Genomic DNA, 22,718 nt, shown 5'->3' on the forward strand with positions numbered 1-22,718 from the left:
TTATTTTAATAATTTATATCATTTTGAATATCAATAATTTCTTGATCATCAGGTACTAAAGCTAAGTAATGTTTAATTGCGTCCTTTAACTCCTCTTGTCGTCCGTTCTCTCTAAAAATAAATATAACAGATCTTAAAAAGTCAACTTGATTAGTAAAATAAGGGTATGCTTCTAAATAATTTTCTTCAGCTTTATCATAATCTTCAAGTCTTTCATATGAAATAGCTAAATTCCAAAATATTTGAGGATCTACATCTCCGTCGCTCTTGATATCTTCTAGTAATTTAATATCTTCATCATCACGTTCTTGCTTAACTAATAAATTACTTAATTGTAATAATATGCCAGTATTATCTGGATTAATATCAATTGCTTTATTTAAATACTTTTCAGCTTGCTTCTCATCGTCCAATTTTAAGGCAACAGTCGCTGCCTGTTCATACAATGTATCATTTACCTCGTCAACCGCTAACCCTTCTTGATAGACAAGTAAAGCATCATTCAATCTATTCTCATCTGAAAGTGCTTGACCAAGAATTGGATATAAGGATGTATACGAAGGATCTTCTTCCTTCAAATCATAAAGAATATCAATTGCTTTTTGTTGATCATTTAATTGTAGATAGGTTAAACCCATCTGTAACTTAGTATCAGAGTCCATATTTTCTAAATGAATTTGTTCTAAATATGCCATTGCTTTTTCAAACTGCCCACTGTTTGCGTAACTAACACCTAATCTTTGTACTAAGTTAACCTGTGACAGTTCAGTCTGTCCTGATTTAATTAATTCAAGATAAAATCCGATTGCCTGACTAAATTGTTTTGTATTAAAATATAGTTCGCCTAAAGCAAATTGGATAACTTCTTCTTCAGGAGCCAACTTATATGCAGTTAATAATTTATTTTCACTAACTTCAAACATACCTTGTGTCTGATATAAATCGGCAGCAACCATAAGAGACTGAAGATAAGCTTCTGAATCTTCTTCAATTTCTGACAAATAGTTAAGTGCTTCATCAGATTTTCCTTCACTAATTGCAATATCTGCCAGGAATGTTTTTAAAGTATCTTCTTCTGGATATTTTTCTAATAATCTTTCATAAGTACGTTTAGATTGAGCTAAAAAACCTAAGCTATATAACTCTTCTGCTAAACTAAATAATGTTGCATCATTGTCTTTTCTTAATGCTCTGGCAAATTCTTTCATTGCCTCATCAATTTGTCCTTCGTCCAAGTAGTCTAGCATAATTTCTGAATGCGTCATTAAATAACTTCCCTTCATTATTAAATTAATATGGTTTAGTTTAATCTATCATACACACAATAGCTAGTAATCTCGTACATAACTATTGTCTATAAAATAAATTATAGATTGAAAAAGCTAGTACAAAATGAATTGTACTAGCTTTTTCTAAGTATTATTTAACAGAATCCTTTAAAGCTTTACCTGGTTTAAATGCAGGTACTTTACTTGCAGGGATTTGAATTTCTTCACCAGTTTGTGGGTTACGACCTTTACGAGCAGCGCGTTCACGTACTTCAAAGTTACCGAAACCGATTAATTGAACTTTTTCACCTGTAGCTAATGTGCTTTGGATTGAACCAAATACAGCATCAACTGCGACAGTAGCATCTTTTTTTGTCAATCCTGTTTCTTTTGCAACATTTTCGATTAATTGTGCTTTGTTTGCCATAATGTTTCACCTCCCCTAAAATGTGTCCGAATATTTAAAAATATTCAGCCATTATTATTTAAAATAAATAATAATAATAGAACCAGAGATTACTCTACTAATTCTTTATTTAAGATACCATACAAAACGTATTACATCAAGGTATTTAACTACTTTAGCAGAAAAAAAGATGGCATGGTAGCGTTTTATCAATTTGAATTATTTTCTTCTTCTTTCAATAACATGAATTGGTGTTCCTTCAAAATCAAACGATGTTCTAATTTGATTTTCTAAGAAACGTTCATATGAAAAATGCATCAAATCAGTATCATTAACAAATACAACGAATGTAGGTGGTTGTATTGCTACTTGTGTTGCATAGTAAATTCTTAAACGTTTTCCATTATCAGTTGGCGTTGGATTATGGGCTACTGCATCCATAATGACATCATTTAATACTGAAGATGTAATACGACGACTATGATTTTCATTTACGCGTTTAATTAATTCGGGTATCTTAGATAATCGTTGCTGTGTAATTGCAGACACAAAAATAATAGGAGCATAACTAAGATATGCAAATTCTTGACGTATATTAGCCTCAAAATCAGATAATGAATGATTATCTTTTTCAAGAGTATCCCATTTATTTACGACGATAATGATACCACGTCCTGCTTCATGGGCATACCCTGCAACTCTCTTATCTTGTTCCCGAATACCTTCTTCAGCATTTAACACAACTAAAACAACATCTGAACGATCAATAGCACGCATGGCACGTAGTACAGAATACTTTTCAGTATTTTCATATACTTTTCCGCGTTTTCTAATACCAGCTGTATCAATCATTGAGAACATATCGCCCTCTTCAGTATCAAAAGCTGTATCAATTGCATCACGTGTAGTCCCTTCAATAGGTGAAACAATAACACGATTTTCACCCAGGATTGCATTCACCAATGAAGACTTACCCACGTTAGGACGACCAATCAAACTAAACTTAATTCGACTGTCATCTTCATCAGGAATATTTTCAGGGAATTTCTTTGTAATCTCATCCAATAAGTCACCAACCCCAAGGCCATGACTACCAGAAACTGGAAATGGTTCTCCAAATCCTAATGAATAGAAATCAAAAATATCTTGTCTAGACTCGGGATTATCAACTTTATTAACCGCTAAAATAACTGGCTTATCAGAACGATATAAAATTTTAGCCACTTTCTCATCAGCATCCGTTACGCCTTCTTTTACACTTACAAGAAAAACAATAACATCAGCTTCATCGATTGCGATTTGTGCTTGTTCAGTGATTTGCGTCAAAAAGGGTTCATCACCGATATCGATACCACCAGTATCAATCAAGCTAAATTTTTGCGCTAACCACTCACTATGAGCATAAATACGATCTCGTGTAACACCAGGAGTATCCTCAACAATTGAAATTCTTTCCCCGGCTATTCTATTAAAAACTGTGGACTTTCCAACATTAGGACGTCCAACAATTGCTACAACAGGATTTGCCATAGATAGTACCTCACTCTCTAAATATCTTTTGTAATAAATAATAAAAACGACTGAACTACAGTTCAGTCGTTACTTAAAAATAATATTTTAATTATTTGTTAGTATCTGCATCTTCTAATGCTTTACCTAAAATATCACCAAGTGTGAAACCAGTACTTTCTTCTGGCATACCACTCATTGTTGATTTAGGAGCTTTAGCTTTTGGTGCAGCTTTTTTAACTGTTTTTTTCTTTTCAGGTTTTTCTTCTGTTGCTGGTTTTTCTTCGAGAGCTTTAATTGATAAAGCTAAACGATGTTCTGCTGGATGTACTTCAAGTACTTTAACTTGAACAGCTTGGCCAGTTTTTAAAACTTCGCCTGGTGTAGCAATATGTGTGTAAGAAATTTGTGAAATATGAACTAATCCTTCAATTCCAGGCATAACTTCAACAAATGCACCAAATGTCGTTAAACGTTTAACAGTACCATCTAAGACGTCATCTACATGGATATCATTTTCAACATTATCCCATGGTTGAGGTAATGTTTGTTTGATTGATAATGAAATACGATTCTTATCTAAATCGATTGCCAATACTTTAACTTTAACTTCTTCACCAACTGATAAGACATCTTCTGCCTTAGAAATACGGTTGTAAGAAATTTCTGAAATATGAACAAGTCCATCAATACCACCAAGATCAACAAATGCACCGAAGTTAGTTAAACGGGCAACTGTTCCTGTTACAACTTCACCAACTGTTAAAGTTTTAAGAGTTTCTACTTTTTGAGCATCTCTTTGAGCTTTAACAATTGCTTTATGTGATAAGATTAATCTATTTTCAGTTGGGTCAATTTCAATAATTTTGAAATCTAATGTTTGATGGTTATATTTTGATAAATCTTCAACAAAACGATCATCAATCATTGAAGCGGGTACGAATCCACGCACACCAGCATCAGCAACTAATCCACCTTTAACAACTTGTGTTACTGTAGCTTCGATTGTAGCATCATCATCAGCTAATTTTTGTAAGTCATTCCAAACTTCACGTTCAGCAATTCTTCTTTGTGATAGTAAGTAACTACCACCTTCTTTATCGCCACCGATACTTGAAATAACAACTAAATCCATAACGTCACCAATTTTGACAACGTCTTCTGTTTCTTCACCAGCTTTAAGTGCTAGTTCTTTAGCTGGTACAACACCTTCAACACCGGCGCCTTCAATACCAACAATGACTTGTTTAGCATCATCGATAGCTAAAACTTCACCTTTTATAACAGAACCAACCTTAACTTCACTTACACTATTTAATGCTTCTAGTAAATCATTATTTTCTTCAATATTACTCATGGACAATGTCCTCCTTAGCGAATAAACTCTATTTATTATTTTAGCTGAAATGAAGAGTAATTACTAGTGCTAATACTCATTTTTCACATTTTATTTTATTATTTGTTAATTATATCCATAATTTTCTGTACGACCCCATCAATATTCATTGAAGTCGTATCTACAAGTATAGCATCTTTTGCCTGAATAAGCGGAGAAATTTCACGTGTAGAATCTTTTCGATCTCGTTCGGCAATTTCAAACTCTAAAACATCAAGTGTTGTATTAATACCCTTAATTTGATTTTCCTTAAATCGGCGAAGAGCACGTTCTTTAACACTCGCAACTAAGAATATTTTAACTTCAGCATTTGGTAATACTGTCGTTCCGATATCACGACCATCCATAACAATTGATCCATCTTCGGCAATTTCTTGTTGTCTTTTAACTAATTCCTTGCGTACACCTTCTTGAGCAGCAACCGTTGAAACATTATTAGTTACCTCAGGTTGCCTAATTGCTTGTGTTATGTCTATATTGTTTATATAGACTAATTGTTCTGGATTTGCTGGTTTAAAAGAAATTATTGTATCTTTTAATAGACTAACTAACTTATCATCATTATCCAGCGCAACATTCTTTGCCATTGCTTCAAAAGTAATTGCTCGATACATTGCCCCAGTGTCGCAATAAACATAATTTAATTTTTTAGCAACTAATTTAGCGACAGTGCTTTTTCCTGCGGATGCCGGTCCGTCAATTGCAATTTGGATATTATTTTTCATCAAGTAATTCCTCCATAAAAATGGGATTGATTAGATATCAATCCCATATGTATATTATTTAACTCTTATTTTTTGTCCTGCACTAATAGAAGTAGTCAACCCTGGATTCATTTGTAGAAGTTGTTCTGTAGTTAACCCATTGTTTGCTGCAACACGATATATGCCTTGTCCTGCTTCGACAGTTACATATGACTTTGAAGATGCACTTGATGAACTATCAGAGCTGGTTGATTCACTAGACGCTGAGCTAGAGCTTGAATTAGTGCTAGAACTAGCTTTCTCTTTTGATTCAGAGCTAGCTTTTTCTTTTGATGCTTTTTCTTTCGATTCAGAACTAGCTTTTTCTTTTGATTCAGAGCTTTTCTTAGCACTTGAGCTAGAACTATCAGAATCATCAGTTTTGGTAACTATTTTTTTACTTACTGAACTCTCGCTTGTGGTTCTATCTTCTGGTTGGTATACTTTGTTACTTTCAACAATATAAAAAGCAATCGTTCCAATAATAATAGCTACAAAAACAACTAATAACCCCGTAGTTAATAATGAACTATTTTTACTTTTACGTCTATTCGCTGATCGAGAATAATTTCCATTATCGTCTCTATCGTCTTCGAATGATTTTTCCCAAGGCTTTTTTTCTGAATTATCTTTTTTATCACTCATTTTTCAATCCTCCTAAAAACAATTATCATTATTTTACCATAATAATCCAAATTATTCTCAAGATAATTTAAACAATCTTGAAATAATATTATCTGTTGATTGAATTAACTGCTTGTCATCATTTTTGATTATCTTTTTTTCTAATCCAATCTTTTGAAGTACATCCACATTAAATAACGCTGAGCAACAGAATTCATCATGTTCTATTAATTTCGATTCTCCAAAATGGTTTAAAATTTGTTGCTTTCGACAATTACTTGAATTAACAAACATTATCATATTTTGTAATCCAGTTTCTTTTTCAATTTTCCTTTGTCTAAAAAGGAACTGCACCTCTTCAACTGAGCTTTGTTTCTCATAGTAATAATCTAACAGTTTACCTTTTTCTTCTCCAAGACCAACTAATTCCTTATGTTTTTTAAAATACATCCTAATAAAATCATCATCTGGAATGGTTAAATCAATTAAGTTTCTTTGTAGAAACACATCATTTTCTTGAGAAAAAACAATTGCGATACTCTGCTGGCCATCTCGTCCAGATCGGCCAAATTCTTGTACGTAGCTTTCAAAATCAGCGGGCATATGATAATGGATAACGTATCTAATATCTTTCTTATTAATACCCATACCAAAAGCGCTTGTTGCACATATAACATCTATTTGATTTTCCATAAATTGTCTTTGTACCGTATACCTTGCCATATCATTCAAGTCAGCATGGTACGGTTCAGACCTTAATCCAGTGTTATTATTTATTAAATCTGAGACCTCATTTGCCTTTTTCTTGCTCGAGAAATAAACGATTCCAACACCCTTGATTTTATTCAATAAATTTAATAATTGCTTATTTTTATCAGATTCATCATGCACTTTTAAGACACTTAAAAAAATATTACTTCTATTAACCGATTTAATGATTTTATGAAAATCTCGACCTTCTGTTTTTAATTGTGTCATAATATCATTCTGAATATTTAGTGCAGCTGTGGCTGTCAACGCCAAAACGCAAGGTGTACCAAGTTTCACAATTGCATTATTCAAATCCAAATAATCAGGCCTAAAATCTGGTCCCCAAGTGGAGATACAATGTGCCTCATCTACAACAAATAGTGATACATCTATTTGTTTAAGGGCATTTATCACTTCAAATTGACTTAGCATTTCAGGAGATAAATAAACAAATTTATAAGATTGTATATTTTTTAACACATATTTTTTTTCAGAATAACTCAATATTGATGTTAATCCAATAGCTGTCCCATTACCACGAAAATTAAATTGACTAACTTGATCTTGAATTAAAGATAACAACGGTGAAACGATAACTGTCGTACCATTCATAAGATAGCCAGCTAACTGATAACACAATGATTTCCCAGTCCCTGTAGGTAGTACTGATAACGTGTCTTGACCAGATAAGATAGTTTCTATGGTTTCTTCTTGGCCTATCATAAATGAATCGAATCCAAAGTATTCCATCAATTTTTCTTTTAAATTAATTTTGGACATCTATTTTACTCCTATAAATTTGATACAAACGATAATCGAAAAAATTTATATCAGGTTTCTTATTTTGTATTATTTTAAAAGGTACTTGATCAATATCTCTCCCCATAATTTCAGATAAATCATTAACTATTTTTTTTGTTAAAAAAGTATCAAATGGAAATTTTTCACTAATCATTGCTAATTCAAGTAAATGTTCAAAAATTGTACTAGTCTTCAATCCTCTACTTTTAGCCACATCATTAACAGATAGGCCCATAGTAATTAATCTCATCGTTTCCTTTGCACTTTCAGAAATAATTCCTGTTTTTAGAATTGACTGAACTAATTCTTTGAACACACTTTGTTTTTGCTCCTCAATCCAACTAGCAAAAAAATTTATTGTATCTCTGTATATTAATTGAATCTCCATTTCTGATAGATTCAACTCATTTGCTAACTGTTTATTGGTCAATCCATTAAGATTATGACCAATTAATTTGTTCATAAATATTAAACTAGAATTTGTATCAATTTTTTGCACGAACAATCGTAATTCTAAATTAACTTGTTTTGTTAGTATTGTTTTGTCATTATTAGAAATCCATTTTTTGATATTAAATTTAGTTAATTCGGATGTTACGACAGGATAATAATGACGATTAACAAAGCTAAGTTCAGATACAACTTGTATAGCTAAAATACAAGTTTCTGACCATTCATTAAATTTATATTGATTTATTAATTTAGGGTGCTTAATTTGATATAAATCGCTTTTCGCTTTTTTTTGTCGAATTAAACCATTTTGCGTTAACCGAACTTGCCCATTAGATTCAGTGAGTAATTTATTTTGTTTCAACTTAGAAAGTATTTTTTGATATATTTCATTTGTAAATTGAGGATCAATACTAAAATAATCTAGCAAATCATAACGCATTCCCCAATATATATTGGAAACAGTATTCCGACCTGTAATAATGCTAAATATTACATTAGGTCGCCGATATTCGACATTAAACATTTGTAAGAGATAATCTTCAACCATAAAATACCATCCTTATAAAATAAAATGAGGAAGAATCACTTAAGAATTCTCCCTCATTAATTATACTATAGTTGTTTATATTTTTTATTATTTAACTGAACCCAACCATACATTCTCTGATATAAAAGACTAAATAACCCAACGACCAGAATTCCTTTTATAATATTAAAAGGAACAATACCAACAATAACGTACTTGGATACTGACATTCCGATATTCATACCGATAACATTCAAGTACACTGGTAGAATTACAAAATAATTTGCAATAGATAATACAGCAGTTAGTACAAAGGTACTCACTAAAACTGCCAAAATACTCTTTCCAAGTGTTGGCTTAAGGTTTCCTTTACCTTTGAGAAGATAATATGCTGGAAATGATACCGCCATTGATGCTAAGAAATTACTTCCAACACCTATCAAGCTGGCAATATCTGTTCCAGTTGAAACTAGATACAGCAATGAACGAACGACGGCAACCATCACACCGCTCATTGGTCCCAAAATAAAAAATCCAATTAAAATTGGTAAATCACTAAAATCAATTTTTAAATACGGAAAAATTACTGGGAAAGATAAAAACATTAATACGTATGAGATTGCAGCTAAGAACGCTGTAATCACAACTTTATAAACTGGTGACCGATTCATACTAGAAAACCTCCTGGAAGGCCATCTTCAATGAAGAACCTTTCAAGTAAATAAAAATGAACGCCATTAATCACTAAAGATTAACAGAGTTCATTTGAAATTACTTACTCAAATAAGCCCTATCTTCTTTATCCAGACTTTAACTGTCGGTACTGGAATTACACCAGTCCAGCCACATATACAATGTGGGTCGCGGACTATAACCGCCGGTCGGGAATTACACCCTGCCCCTGAAGACGAACCAAATATTTTATTACGCTACAAAATATAACATAGGATAAAATAAGTTACAATTATTTACGCTCGGCGATACTTTTCAATGCATGAACTTCTTCTTCAGATAACTCACGGTATTGACTCGAAGTTAATCCATATAAATCTAAGAATCCATAAGTTTCACGTTTTAATTTTTCCACTGGATGTCCGACCTCTGCCAACATATTTTTAACTTGATGATTTCGGCCTTCATGAATTGTTAATGAAACAATTGCTTTTTGCTTATTTTTATCTGCTGAAATAATTTTTGAATGAGCAGGAGCCGTTTTCTTACCATCAATTACAATTCCTTGACGTAACGTTTTTAAATCATCATTAGATGGAATACCATTCACTTTAGCGACGTAAGTTTTGTCAATCTTATACTTTGGATGAGTCATTTTGTTGGCTAACTCACCATCATTTGTCATTAATAATAATCCAGAAGTATCATAATCTAATCGACCGACTGGATAAATTCTTTCCCTTACACCTGGAAAATAATCCGTAACAACCTTACGATCTTTATTATCCTTAACAGCCGAAATAACTCCTCTTGGTTTGTAGAATAAATAATAGACTAATGGTTCTTCATTTAAACGAATACCATCAACTTCAATTTTATCTTCACTTGTGACCTTAATACCCAACTCACTTGCAACCTTACCATTCACCTTAACATGACCTTCTGAAATCATTTTTTCGGATTGTCTTCGTGACGCAACACCTGATTGCGCCATAACTTTTTGTAATCTTTCTGCCTCTGCCATATTATTCCTCATTTTCTTGTAATTTTTCGTTAAAATTATTTAAAAAAAGTTTACCTATTTCTCCATCAAAATCTTGATTTTCACTAATCACTGGAAGTTCTTTTAGTTCAGTTAATCCAAAATAATTTAAAAATTGCGTCGTTGTTACATATATAATAGGTCTTCCTGGTACATCAAGACGTCCATTTTCACGAATTAGATCTAAAGCAATCAATTTTTGCAGTGATCCTGAACTTTGAACTCCTCGGATATCATCAATTACAAGTCGTGTCACTGGTTGTTTATAAGCAATGATAGCTAGCGTTTCCAGTGCTGCATTAGAAAGTCTTCTTGAATTAGGATTTTCAAAATAATCTTTAATTAAATCTGCTAATTTCTCTTTTGTTACTAATTGATAACAATCATTATATTGAATTAGCTCCAAGCTAGAATTTATATCATTTTTATACTTTAATGATAATTTTTCAAGTTGTTCTTTAACTGCTGATTTCAATAATCCAGTTAATCTAGATAATTCTGCTAGAGATATTCCTTGATCCCCACTCACAAATAAAAGTCCTTCAATATTTGCTAAATGACTCACCTTCGTACCTCCTTAATACAATAATCTATGGTTCAATTTTTAAAATCTGAATCATTTCATGGCTATTTGCTTGTTTCAATTTAATTTGGTTTAATTTTGAAAGTTCTAATATTGCCAGAAAAGTAACAACAATTTCATCAACCGTTGTTGTTATTTCAAAAAAATCACTAAATATTAAACTCTTATTTGAATTTAGAATGATTTTTTTTATTTCTGATATTTTATCAGAGAGTGATGCTAGTTGCACATTAATTTTTTTCTCAATTGGTTGATGATTTATTTGCTTTATTAAAACTCTTTTAAAAGCATTCTCAAGTGTTTCTAAATCCAGGCCAGGTATATCAAGTTGAGGTTTATCAAATCTATTTTTAGGAATACTACTTTGTTCCTTAGAAAAATAATTCGCACGTTTATTTTCCCTGACGCTCAACTCTCCAGCCGCCTCTTTAAAAATTTGATATTCAATTAATTGTTCGACTAGACTTGCCCTTGGATCAGTTTGAGTTTCCTCTACATTGGAAAATTCTGCCGGTAATAACATTTGACTCTTAATTTTCATCAACGTTGAAGCCATCACTAAATATTGACCAATCACATCTAATGACATATTCGTAGTATCTTTAATAATAGTTAAATATTGCTCTGTTATTTCTGAAATTTGAATATCATAAATATCCATCTCAGAATCTTTGATTAAATGCAGTAACAAATCAAGTGGTCCTTCAAAAGAGGTTAATTTTAATGTTACCTGACTAATAGATTTAAATTTTTGACTCATTTTTTTGCATTTCCCATTTTTCAATTAATTTTGTAGTATCAATTGTACCCATGATTTTTTTATCAGGATATAGCGATAATACAGCGTTCAGAATCAAAAAACTAACTTTTTTATGTCTTTCATCTGGACTCAATGATATTGCCCGAACTACGACAACGTTGCCATCATTTTCAATACCAACTATACCAGTAAAATTACCTGCCTCATTTTTCCAAAGATACAAATCTCGATTTTCTGTATCTTGATAACCTTTAATTGCTAAATTAATTCTAGTAACATCCTTCAAGTCAGGTATAAATGACAACAAGCCCATCGCAATTTTTTCATAATCATTCTTATACTTAATAAGCATTATTGTTCTCCTCTACACGCACGGCATTCATGAGACAATTCATATATTTAAAAATAACTAATATACTTGTTTGTTACCGATATATTAATTTAACGTTGAACTAATAAATTATATTTTCAAATAATTTTATTTATTATCTCTTACCTACTAAAATAGTTTTCTATTAATCATCTGTTTCGTTAATTAATTCATCATTATTAGTTTCAAATTCCTCAGGCATTTTTATTAAAATAAGATTACCATCTTCTTGTTTAACATAACGCTCTTTTAGCAGATGTCCAACAGCTCTCTTAAATTGACCTTTGCTGATACCAAAATATTCTTTAATGTCTTCTGGATTACTTTTATCAGTAAAAGGTAATGTTTTTTCATCATTATGACTTAATGCAGCAATCAACATTGCTGCATCATCACTAATTGCTTCATAGGCACGTGGTTTGATAGATAGATTAATTGTACCGTCAGTTCTAATTCCAATTACACGTCCTTCTAATACTTGACCTAATCTAGGTTCATTAAATCTTTCAGATGGATGGATAAATCCAAGATAATCATCATCAGTAATTACAAAAGTTCCAATCATTTTTAAGCGAATAACTGTAAATTTCATATTTTTATTTTTTAATGAGTCATCAGGTTTCTTAGCAATTGATCGAAACATTTCTTCGTCCGCAACATCACCCCAAATACGATCTTTGGCATCAATTTTAAGTCCAACCATTAATCGATCACCAGCTTTTGGCCAAAGTGATTTCATTTCTGGTAAATCATCTAGTGAAACTGCTACATCTTTGTCTGGTAAACCAATGTCAACGAAGACACCTAAATCTCTTCTAACTTTTACAACGTCTCCGAATGCATATTGATCAATGCCAGCTCTAGGAATTATTGTTGATAAACTCAAATCATGATCTTCGTTCTCATACACAAAGCCTGTAACCATCGAACCGTTCGCTAATTGACTGTTTTTTTCATCTTTCAATAAATGCATTGTTATACTATCTTTTTGTACTAAAAATTCTGTATCATTCTCATCAGTTACCATTGCGGTAACAACTTGTCCCATTATTGAACTCATTTATTTCTCCCATTCAAAAAAATATTATTTTATATTTCTTTATTCATATTTTAAAATTACATACTCACATTTTACCTGATATTAGGCTTAATAGCCAATTGAATAGAAATATTGTGTAATAAAAAAGGGGCTGTGACATAAGTCTCTTCAATATGATATTAAACAAGTCTCCCGAAATCTTTTTTGATTTCGGGAGACTTGTTTCTTTTTACTACTTTTTAATATATTATCTAATTAGAAAAATAAAAAGGAACACTGGCCTTCGACCCCCAATGCTCCTTAATTTAATCCTCGAAAGGACTTAAAAATGCAAAATTATTATAACATAAATCAGACTTGTTTAGCCATCTCAACTGACTATATACCAGAAAAGAATAACACTGCGTGTTATATCAATACGCTAATCGAAAAATTAGAAATAAAAGAACCTTATCTTTTTGGTCGCCCCCGTGAATATAATCTTTCAGCTTTATTGAAGTTATATCTTTTTGCTATAACTCGAGGTGTTTTTAGTAGTCGTCGGGTCGCCTTACTAGCACAAGAAAATTTATCGGCACGTTGGTTAACACAAGAGCAAATGCCATCTTACCGAACTATTGTCCGATTTAGAACGTCGAATGAATTAACTGATTTAATTGATCGCAGTTTAGATACCTTAGTCGAATATTTACGACAACAAAATATGATTAGTGATGCCATCTTTATTGATGGTACTAAGGTTTTGGCTAATGCTAATAAATATAGTTTTATTTGGAAAAAGAATACAATACGTTTTGATCAAATGAATCGCGAAGCGATTTTAGAGCTACTAGTTGAATTAAAAACAGCGCATGCTGCTTGTAAAGTCCCAGAAGGCTCCAATCTAACACTAGAAATGATTGAAGAAGTTATCGATCGACTTGATCAGAAATTAGTAGCATTAGACCAGGAAGTTTCAAGAACTAAGAAGATAAGTCCCAATCCAGCTAAAAGAATTCGAAGAACCCTAAAATCTAAGAAGAATCAATTAACTAAACGCCAACATAAATTAAGTGAACATGAAGCACAAATGAAAATATACGGTACTCGAAATAGCTATTCTAAAACTGATCATGATGCAACTTTTATGCGTATTAAAGAAGATCCAATGTTAAATGGTCAACTTAAGCCAGCTTATAACTTACAAATTGCGACCAGTAACCAATTTATTTTGGGCTACCAATTATTTCAAAATCCAACAGATACTAGAACACTTCAACCGTTTCTTAAAACGTTAAGTACTCATAATAAATTAGATAAATACATTGTTGCCGATGCCGGATATGGATCAGAATCAAACTATCGTTTCATTGAAGATGAATTACCAAATCAAACTGCTATAATTCCTTACGGTACCATGATTAGAGAACAAAGCAAAAAATGGCGAACTGATGATAGAAAAGTTATGAACTGGGATTATCATGAAAATAATGATTACTATATTGATCCGCACGGCGTGCGATTTAACTTTAAAGCGTATCGGAAAAGAACCGATAAATATGGAATAGTTCGTGAATTTAAAGAATATCAAGCAGAGTTACTAGATGAGAATCAGATAATTATTCCTGCGGCTAAAACACTTAGAGGTGCACGTCGTAAGATTCAAGTTAACGGATCTTGGGAATATTTTAAGGCACAACAATGTGAACGACTTTCTGAACCAGAAACGGGTCAAATTTACGCGCACCGTAAAATTGATGTAGAATCCGTTTTTGGTCGAATGAAGGCCTCTTTGCCGTTCAATCAATTTCTATTGCGAGGGATTGAGAAGGTTAAAAAGGAAGCAGGTTTGATAGTAATGGCATTAAATATCCAAAAATTAGCCAGTTTAGGAGGTAAATAATACTTCTGTTTTCTATATTTTTTTAAATAAAAAGAAATAAGGCTCCAGAAATCAAAAAATGATTTCCGGAGCCTTATTTTGAACTTTATTGAAGGGACTTATGTCACAGCCCCTTTTCCAATTTTAAAATATTCAAGTAAGGATTGATACAACCTGATCAATATTATCTTAATTAGTCAATTATATTCATGATTAACCCAATAACATTTTTCGTCACCAATGTCTTACCGATATACTAACTTAGGTTCATCATGTACTTGAACCTTAATATAATTAGTCTACTAATTGAACTTTCAAACTGTTTGTTGTTCCTTTTTCACCAACTGGAAGACCAGCAGTGATTAAGATAAGGTCACCTTTTTTAGCGAAACCTAATTCTTTAGCTTTTTCAGTTGCTAAACTAAACAATGCATCTGTTGATGCTGGTTTTTCAGCAATGATTGGGTGAACACCCCAGTTAACTGATAAACCATGACGAGTTTGTTCGTCAAAAGTAATAGCTAAAATATCTGAGTCAGGACGGTATTTAGAAATCATACGTGCTGTTTGACCAGATTTTGTAGCAGCGATGATAGTTTTAATACCTAAGCTATCAGCTGTTTCAGCAACAGCACGACCAATAGTTTCAGTAACATCATTTTTGTCAAATTCATTTAATGCAAATGAGCTATGTGCACGCAATGCATTTTCAGATTTTTCATCAATACGAGCCATTGTTGCAACTGATTCTACAGGGTAGTCACCATTAGCACTTTCACCTGAAAGCATTGTTGCATCTGTTCCATCAAATACGGCATTAGCAACATCAGATGCTTCAGCACGTGTAGGACGTGGGTTTTCTTGCATTGAATCAAGCATTTGAGTAGCAGTAATAACTGGTTTGCCCAAAGCGTTACATTTTTTGATTAAGTCTTTTTGAACTAAAGGAACATTTTCAGCAGGAATTTCAACACCCATATCGCCACGGGCAATCATTAATCCTTCAGAAACTTCCATAATAGCATCAATATTATCGATACCTTCTTGTGATTCAATCTTAGGGAAGATTTGAACATGTTCCATTCCTTTTTCTTCAAGTAAAGCGCGGATATCTAAAACATCAGCTGGTTTACGTACAAAACTTGCAGCAATGAAATCAATGTTTTGATCTAAACCAAAACGAATATCGTCTGAATCTTTTTCAGTAATACCAGGTAAGTTAATTGATACACCAGGAGCGTTAACACCTTTACGTGAACCTAAACGACCAGAATTCATAACAGTTGTTACTAATTCGTTAGCAGCTGTATCAATTTCATCAATTCTCATATCGATAAGACCATCATCAAACAATACGTGGCCTCCAACATGAACATCTTCAATTAAACCTGGGTAAGTAACAGCAATCTTTTCTTTTGTTCCTTCAAGTGAATCATCCATTGAAATACGAACAATATCATTAATTTCAAAGTTGATTTTACCTTCTTTTTGAACAGTAGTACGGATTTCTGCACCTTTAGTATCAAGCATGATACCAACCATTTTACCAGTAATTTTTTCTGCTTCATGAACTAATGTCATACGACCTAAATGTTCTTCATGGTCACCATGAGAAAAGTTGAAACGGAAAACATTAGCACCGGCTTCGATTAATTTAACAATTGTATCAAGATCTGAACTGGCTGGACCAAGTGTACTTACGATTTTAGTTTTTTTCATTAGATTATGATCTCCTCTTAGTTTACTTATTATTTATAAATAACAATAACAGTATTATATTATTTTGGTGTTGAAAGTCGTGTATTTAAGTCTAAAAGACTCAAATCTGTATGATGTTTATGTTCTTCAAGCGTTGCAACAATATCTTCAGCAACTAATTTGTTGTCTTTAATACCAATTGCTAATCCGCCTTTACCTTCCATAAGAAGTTGAACAGCATAATCACCAAAACGACTTGCTAAGACACGATCTTTGGCAGTTGGTACGCCACCACGTTGTGTATGGCCTAAAATAGTCACACGTGTTTCAAAATTACCATATGTGTCTAATTCAGCAGCAAATTCACTAGCTCCCATAACACCTTCAGCTAATACGATAATTCCTGAATCTTTACCATGTTCACGGTTACTGTTGAGCTTGTCTGCAATTTCTTGCATGTTATATCCTTTTTCAGGAATAACAATAACATCAGCACCACCAGCAATACCGGACCATAAAGCAATATCTCCAGCATTTCTACCCATTACTTCAACGATAAACGTACGTTGATGTGAACGAGCAGTATCGCGAATACGATCAATTGCATCAAGAGCTGTGTTAACAGCTGTATCAAATCCAACTGTGAAATCTGTATCAGGAATATCATTATCGATTGTTCCTGGAATACCAACAGCGTTAAATCCACGTTTTGTGAGTGCTAAAGCACCATGGTATGAACCATCCCCACCGATAACAACTAAAGCATCGATACCGAACTTTTTAAGTTGTTCGATACCTTTTAATTGTCCTTCAGCAGTTGCAAATTCAGGATAACGGGCTGAATATAACATTGTTCCACCGCGTTGAATAACATCATCAACGTCAGCATATTCAATTTTATGAATATCGCCAGCAACTAAACCAGCAAAACCATAATTAATACCGTATGCTTCTAATCCTTCACCAATTACACGACGTGCAACAGCACGAACTGAAGCGTTCATACCTGGCGCATCTCCACCACTTGTTAAAATACCAATGCGTTTCATTTCTTCACCTCAATAAGTAATTTAAGTACATATTTCACTCACTATATTAACACTTTTCAGAAAAGTTGTCTTGTTAAATGTGAAAATATTTTCAGTATTTTCAAGAATAAATTACTTAATGACGACATTTTCAGAACCTAATATTTTTGTAAGCGCTGTATGTGTTTCTTTGTCGTTCCTTAACCAATAAGTTCTATCTAAACTAATTTTACGATTGTCTTTTTCATAGTACAAAATAACCGGTGTTTGACCTAACCTTATTTTCATGGTTTGCATTAATTTTTCTATTTTTTCATTTGTTGTTTCTTTAGTAATCTTCAAAAACCATTTTTTTTGAGTTATTCGTTTAAAATAATCATCTGCTAATTCTATTTTTTTAACAATAATTTGTAATCCTCTATTTGTTTCAACATCCCCCGAAACGACAACGACCTTATTTTTTTCAAGTAAAGATTCTTTCTGTCGAAATAAATCAGGAAATATTGTCAAATCAATCTCACTTGTTTCATCCGAACCATTTACAAAGGCCATTTGTTGACCCTTCTTTGTTCGAATAACTTTTACTCTCGTAAGATTAACTAAAATGGTTACATGTGTCTTATCAGATATTTCCGATATTTTTTTAAAATCGCTTTGATTTAGCTGTTTCCGATACTTCTCAACCGGATGTCCCGAAAGATACGCACCTAAATATTGTGATTCTTTTTCTAATCGAACCATTAATGGAAAGTTTGATTGTCTTGCTATCTTAGGTGTTAATAATTCAAATAAATTAGTATTATTTCCACTTAAATCAATACTACTAATTAATTCTGGTAGAGCACTAATCAACTCAGCACGATTATATTCAAATTGATCAAAACACCCAGAATATATTAAAGCTGAAATATTTTCCTCATTTAAATATTTTTTATCTATCCGATGCAGGAAGGATTGGAAATCTGTGAACAATTCTTTTTTCCGTAATGTAATGATATGTTCAATAAAGTCTTTTCTAAGTCCTTTAATACTATTTAATCCAAATAAAACAATATTTTGTCTTAAACTAAAACCTACCTCGCTCATATTAATATCAGGTAATTTAATTATTACATGATATTGCTTTGCTTCCACTAAGTATTCTTTTATTTTTTGCGGATTATTACCAACGGAATTTAAAATAGCTTCAAAAAATGCAGCTGGAAAATTAGCTTTAATATAGGCTAATTGAAAAGCAATTTTACTATAGGCAACGGCATGTGAACGATTAAATCCATAATTAGCAAACTGCTCAATATAACTATAAACTGTTTTAGCTACATCTTCTTGAATTCCATTATCATATGCCCCATTGATAAACTGAGTACGCATTTCATCAATAGTCTTTTTTTTCTTTTTACTCATTGCTCGGCGTAGTAAATCAGCTTCACCAAGTGTAAAATTACCCATCTTTGATGCGACCTGCATAACCTGCTCCTGATAAACTAATACACCATAGGTTGACTCAAGAATTTGTTTTAAACTATTGTCCGGAAATGTTATTTTTTCAAGATGATGTTTTCGTGCAATAAATGTATCTATATTTTCCATCGGACCCGGCCGATATAACGCATTTACAGCTGCGATATCTTCAAAAGATGTTGGTTGTAATTTTTTTAAAACATTTTTGATACCATTAGATTCAAATTGGAAAACACCGGATGTATCACCTAATCTAAAAAGAGCTAATGTTTTTTCATCTTCTAAATTAATGAATGCTGGATTGAAGTCTGCTTGATAATTCTTTTTAACCTGTGTTACAGCTTGATCTAAAATATTTAAATTACGTAGACCTAAAATATCGATTTTTAATAAACCAACATTTTCAACTATATCTTTAGAATACTGCGTTAAAAGAATATCCTCACTTCCATTTTGTAACGGAACCACTTCTCGTAAATCAATTTGGCTCAATACGACCCCTGCTGCATGCGTAGAGTAGTGTCTTGGAATCCCTTCGATATGCTGCGCAATTGTAAAAATATTTTTATTTTTGGAACTATCATTAACTAAATTACGTAATTTTTGTGATTGTGCTAGCGCCTCTGTCAACGTAATTTTCAAAACATTTGGAATTGAATCACTCCACCCTTTCATTTCAAAAGGTGATACACCAAATACTCGACCAACATCCCTCAAAGCCTGTTTTGCTGCCATTGTGCCAAATGTAATAATTTGAGCCATGTGATAATGTCCATATTTTTGATGTAAATAATTAAGGATTAGTCCACGTTTATCATCTGGAATATCTAAATCAATATCCGGCATCTGAACACGTTTTGAATTCAAAAAACGTTCAAACAATAAATTATATTTAATTGGATCAACATCCGTAATCGTTAAAACGTAGGCTGTGATCGATCCAGCAGATGACCCTCGTCCTGGGCCAGTTATAATATTTTGCGAATGAGCATAGTTCATAATATCCCAAACGATTAAAAAGTAATCTTCAAATCCCATTTGTTGAATAACGTTTAACTCAAGTTCTAATCTTTGTTTATATTCCTTAGGTACACCATTTGGAAACCGCTCATTTAATCCAGTATTACACATACTTCTCAAATAACTATGTGCTGTTTCATTATTAGGTAATGGATACTCAGGTAGTTTGGGTTGTGAGAATGTTAATTCCAGAGACGTTTCATCTGCTAAATTTTGGGTTTCTTGAATTGCATCTGCCATTAGCAATTCTTGATATTGCTCCGTTATCTCTTTTGGATTTCTTAATGCATATTCTCCCTGAATTTGTTCATCAACTTTATTAATTAAAATCGTTTCACCAGTACTAATTGCCTTTAACACATCAATATCAAACTGATTTTCAGCATCCAAATAAGCTACTTCATCTAGCGCAATTACACGAATATCAAAATTTTGAGCTAAAGATTTAATTGATTGTGCCGTAATTTTATCCATTAAGTGAGATAGGCCAACTCGAATATTTTCTGAACCTATTAAGCTTTGATATTTGGCTAATAATTCTTTTGCATCGGATATTTGACTTTGTTCAATTAAATAACTAAATTCACTTTTTTCACTAGGTGATAATATAAATAAACCGTCTAAATAGTTAGTTAAACTACTAAAGTTTAACTTATCATCATTTAAGGTCATTTTTAAGGTCGATAATTGCATTAAATTTTGATAACCTTGTTTATCTTTTGCAATAAAGGTCAATTCATATTCATGGTTTGTTTCGATTAAACCGGAGATATCTAACGTTAGTCCGATAATTGGCTTAATTTCAGCTTTTTGACAGGCATTATAAAAATCAATTGCACCATACAATGTATTATTATCTGTTAAGGCAATTGCTTTATAGCCTTTACTTTTAGCACTTTGAACAAGATCATTAATTTTAGTGGTGCTTTGTAATAAGCTGAATGAACTTTTAACTTTTAACGGAACAAACATTTTATCCCCCTTTTCACGTATCTATTAATGTTATTATACAAAACTTTTTAACAATACCCAATAGACACTAAAAAGCTTTTGCAAAAATAATTATTTGTGCTAAAATTAGCTTTGAATGTGAGGTGCTGTTCTATGATGAAACAATTAACAATTCTCTTTTGGGGCTTCATTTTTGGTGAAGTAATTGGTTATATCGTAAGCTCACTAACTGGTACATTGTTTGCACCAGTTTTGTTAATCGGTATTATTTTTGCAGTTACCGGCTTAATTGTCGTAAATTGCCTCTACGCCATTCTCAAAGATCCTAAATCAGATAAATAAAAAAAGATAAACTAATTAGTTTATCTTTTTTTTGGCTTTATAAGACTATAAGGAAAAATTTGAGAAAGAAAGGTCTCAATATGTCCTCTAGTTTAACTCATCCACACTATTTAATAATACCTATTTTGTTTCTTCAGATACTAATTTTATAATTTCTAGAACAACATCCGTTGCTTTTTCCATTGTTTCAACTGAAACAAATTCAAATCGCGCATGCATATTTTCTGCTCCAGCAAATATATTTGGTGTTGGTAATCCCATGAATGAGATTTTTGAACCATCTGTCCCACCACGTACTGGATAGATATCCGGTTTAATTGCTAAATTTTCCATAGCTTCTTTAGCAACAGTCACAACAGTCATATCCTTCTCGATTACTTCACGCATATTGTAATATTGATCTACCATATCAATTGTCACACGTTCAGAATCAAAATCAGCATTCATTTTATCAGCAATACCCATCATATACTTTTTGCGATCTTCGAATTTTTGGCGATCATGATCACGAATAATATATACCATTTTTGCTTCATCAACTGTACCTTCTACTGAAATTAAATGGTAAAAACCTTCGCGGCCTTCAGTTTTTTCAGGTACTTCATCTTGTGGTAATAATGAGTCAAATTGATTTGCTAACTTACTTGCATTAATTAAAACACCTTTAGCAGTTGCAGGATGAACTTCCTTACCTTGAATTGAAACGACTGCTTGAGCAGCATTAAATGTTTCATATTCTAATTCACCTAATGGTCCACCATCAACAGTGTAAGCTAAATCAGCTCCAAAATCGGCTACGTCAAATTTATCAGCACCTACCCCAATTTCCTCATCAGGTCCAATACCAACTTTAATGTCACCATGCTTAATTTCAGGATGTGCAACTAAATAAGCTACAGCAGTAATAATTTCAGCTACTCCCGATTTATCATCTGATCCTAATAGTGTTGAACCATCTGTTGTAATTAATGTATTGCCTTTATAATTTTTTAAATTTGGAAATTCTTTAATAGTTAGTTTAAATTTACCATCATCGTCAAGATTAATATCAGATTCGCCATCATAATTTTCAACGAATTGGGGGTTAACACCCTCTGCTGTAAATGCAGCTGTATCCATATGTGAAATAAAACCAACCGCTTTAACGTTTTTACCAGCTTCTAAATTACTTGGTAATGTTGCTAAAACATACCCACTTTTTTTAGAAATACGTGCATCCTTTAATCCAATTTGTAAAAGTTCTTCCTTTAATTCTTTCGCAAATTCAACTTGAGTTTGCGTTGAAGGAGTTACCCCTGAATTTTCATCAGAACGAGTTTCTACTTTAACATACTTAATAAAACGTGGAATTAATTCTTCATATTTTGTCATGATAGCGTATCTCCTAATCTATTATTTAATATCTCTAATCATAC

The 22,718-nt window shown here is 32.3% G+C and carries 18 protein-coding genes, 2 pseudogenes and 1 riboswitch; of the genes and pseudogenes, 2 read left to right on the forward strand and 18 right to left on the reverse strand.

Translation table 11 applies throughout. The features are described from left to right. Window positions 1-5: 5 nt before the first annotated feature. The 14 genes from AC1RPT_RS03205 to AC1RPT_RS03270 form a co-directional block, all read right to left on the reverse strand. Window positions 6-1,265 (reverse strand): tetratricopeptide repeat protein, encoded by a 1,260-nt coding sequence (locus AC1RPT_RS03205; protein WP_481761342.1) that lies wholly within the window; start codon window positions 1,263-1,265, stop codon window positions 6-8. 154 nt (window positions 1,266-1,419) lie between these two features. After that, window positions 1,420-1,695: an HU family DNA-binding protein gene (locus AC1RPT_RS03210; RefSeq protein ID WP_409022511.1), complete on the reverse strand. Its 276-nt coding sequence runs from the start codon at window positions 1,693-1,695 to the stop codon at window positions 1,420-1,422. A 198-nt stretch (window positions 1,696-1,893) separates the two neighbouring features. Continuing rightward, window positions 1,894-3,204 (reverse strand): ribosome biogenesis GTPase Der, encoded by a 1,311-nt coding sequence (gene der, locus AC1RPT_RS03215; RefSeq protein ID WP_409022510.1) that lies wholly within the window; start codon window positions 3,202-3,204, stop codon window positions 1,894-1,896. A 91-nt stretch (window positions 3,205-3,295) separates the two neighbouring features. Further along, window positions 3,296-4,540: a 30S ribosomal protein S1 gene (rpsA, locus tag AC1RPT_RS03220; RefSeq protein ID WP_481761343.1), complete on the reverse strand. Its 1,245-nt coding sequence runs from the start codon at window positions 4,538-4,540 to the stop codon at window positions 3,296-3,298. A gap of 98 nt (window positions 4,541-4,638) precedes the next feature. Continuing rightward, window positions 4,639-5,304, reverse strand: coding sequence for a (d)CMP kinase (cmk, locus tag AC1RPT_RS03225; RefSeq protein ID WP_481761344.1), 666 nt, complete (start codon window positions 5,302-5,304; stop codon window positions 4,639-4,641). A gap of 54 nt (window positions 5,305-5,358) precedes the next feature. Then, window positions 5,359-5,967 (reverse strand): LysM peptidoglycan-binding domain-containing protein, encoded by a 609-nt coding sequence (locus AC1RPT_RS03230; protein ID WP_481761345.1) that lies wholly within the window; start codon window positions 5,965-5,967, stop codon window positions 5,359-5,361. A gap of 57 nt (window positions 5,968-6,024) precedes the next feature. Next, window positions 6,025-7,476 (reverse strand): RecQ family ATP-dependent DNA helicase, encoded by a 1,452-nt coding sequence (locus AC1RPT_RS03235; RefSeq protein WP_481761346.1) that lies wholly within the window; start codon window positions 7,474-7,476, stop codon window positions 6,025-6,027. Then, window positions 7,463-8,497: a helix-turn-helix domain-containing protein gene (locus tag AC1RPT_RS03240; RefSeq protein WP_481761347.1), complete on the reverse strand. Its 1,035-nt coding sequence runs from the start codon at window positions 8,495-8,497 to the stop codon at window positions 7,463-7,465. Before AC1RPT_RS03240 ends, AC1RPT_RS03235 begins: the two co-directional genes overlap by 14 nt. A 65-nt stretch (window positions 8,498-8,562) precedes the next feature. Beyond that, entirely contained in the window at window positions 8,563-9,147 is a 585-nt protein-coding gene (locus tag AC1RPT_RS03245) for an ECF transporter S component (RefSeq protein WP_409022504.1), read from the reverse strand. Between the two features lie 117 nt (window positions 9,148-9,264). Further along, a riboswitch (FMN riboswitch) is annotated at window positions 9,265-9,389 on the reverse strand. A gap of 51 nt (window positions 9,390-9,440) precedes the next feature. Next, a complete protein-coding gene (locus tag AC1RPT_RS03250) occupies window positions 9,441-10,172 on the reverse strand; it encodes a pseudouridine synthase (protein ID WP_409022503.1) in 732 nt (243 codons plus the stop codon). Between the two features lies 1 nt (window position 10,173). Next, a complete protein-coding gene (scpB, locus tag AC1RPT_RS03255) occupies window positions 10,174-10,755 on the reverse strand; it encodes an SMC-Scp complex subunit ScpB (RefSeq protein ID WP_481761348.1) in 582 nt (193 codons plus the stop codon). Window positions 10,756-10,780: 25 nt separating this feature from the next. Beyond that, window positions 10,781-11,533 carry a segregation and condensation protein A gene (locus AC1RPT_RS03260; RefSeq protein WP_481761349.1) on the reverse strand — a complete coding sequence of 251 codons (753 nt, stop codon included), beginning with the start codon at window positions 11,531-11,533 and terminating at the stop codon, window positions 10,781-10,783. After that, window positions 11,517-11,885, reverse strand: coding sequence for an N-acetyltransferase (locus tag AC1RPT_RS03265; protein WP_481761350.1), 369 nt, complete (start codon window positions 11,883-11,885; stop codon window positions 11,517-11,519). The genes AC1RPT_RS03260 and AC1RPT_RS03265 overlap by 17 nt, the downstream gene beginning before the upstream one ends. 163 nt (window positions 11,886-12,048) lie before the next feature. After that, window positions 12,049-12,963 (reverse strand): CvfB family protein, encoded by a 915-nt coding sequence (locus tag AC1RPT_RS03270; protein WP_481761351.1) that lies wholly within the window; start codon window positions 12,961-12,963, stop codon window positions 12,049-12,051. A gap of 307 nt (window positions 12,964-13,270) precedes the next feature. Here AC1RPT_RS03270 and AC1RPT_RS03275 point away from each other — a divergent pair. Beyond that, window positions 13,271-14,815 (forward strand): annotated as a pseudogene (locus AC1RPT_RS03275) (IS1182 family transposase); the annotation flags it as partial. Between the two features lie 288 nt (window positions 14,816-15,103). On the opposite strand, the pseudogene pyk reads toward AC1RPT_RS03275, so the two are convergent. The 3 genes and pseudogenes from pyk to dnaE form a co-directional block, all read right to left on the reverse strand. Continuing rightward, a pseudogene (gene pyk, locus AC1RPT_RS03280) lies at window positions 15,104-16,522 on the reverse strand (pyruvate kinase); the annotation flags it as partial. Window positions 16,523-16,581: 59 nt separating this feature from the next. After that, complete coding sequence (pfkA, locus tag AC1RPT_RS03285) at window positions 16,582-17,550, reverse strand: 6-phosphofructokinase (RefSeq protein WP_481761352.1); 969 nt, start codon at window positions 17,548-17,550, stop codon at window positions 16,582-16,584. Window positions 17,551-17,661: 111 nt separating this feature from the next. Beyond that, complete coding sequence (gene dnaE, locus AC1RPT_RS03290) at window positions 17,662-20,982, reverse strand: DNA polymerase III subunit alpha (RefSeq protein WP_481761353.1); 3,321 nt, start codon at window positions 20,980-20,982, stop codon at window positions 17,662-17,664. 132 nt (window positions 20,983-21,114) lie between these two features. Between dnaE and AC1RPT_RS03295 the strand changes: the two genes are divergently transcribed. Further along, on the forward strand, window positions 21,115-21,303 hold the full coding sequence (locus tag AC1RPT_RS03295) for a YjzD family protein (protein ID WP_409022496.1): 189 nt from the start codon (window positions 21,115-21,117) through the stop codon (window positions 21,301-21,303). Window positions 21,304-21,423: 120 nt separating this feature from the next. Here the strand turns inward: AC1RPT_RS03295 and pepT are convergent, their stop codons facing one another. Continuing rightward, window positions 21,424-22,674, reverse strand: a complete 1,251-nt coding sequence (pepT, locus tag AC1RPT_RS03300; RefSeq protein WP_481761354.1) for a peptidase T — start codon at window positions 22,672-22,674, stop codon at window positions 21,424-21,426. Between the last annotated feature and the right edge of the window lie 44 nt (window positions 22,675-22,718).

Source organism: Dellaglioa sp. CoH-56-MRSF-11 (genome assembly GCF_056782135.1).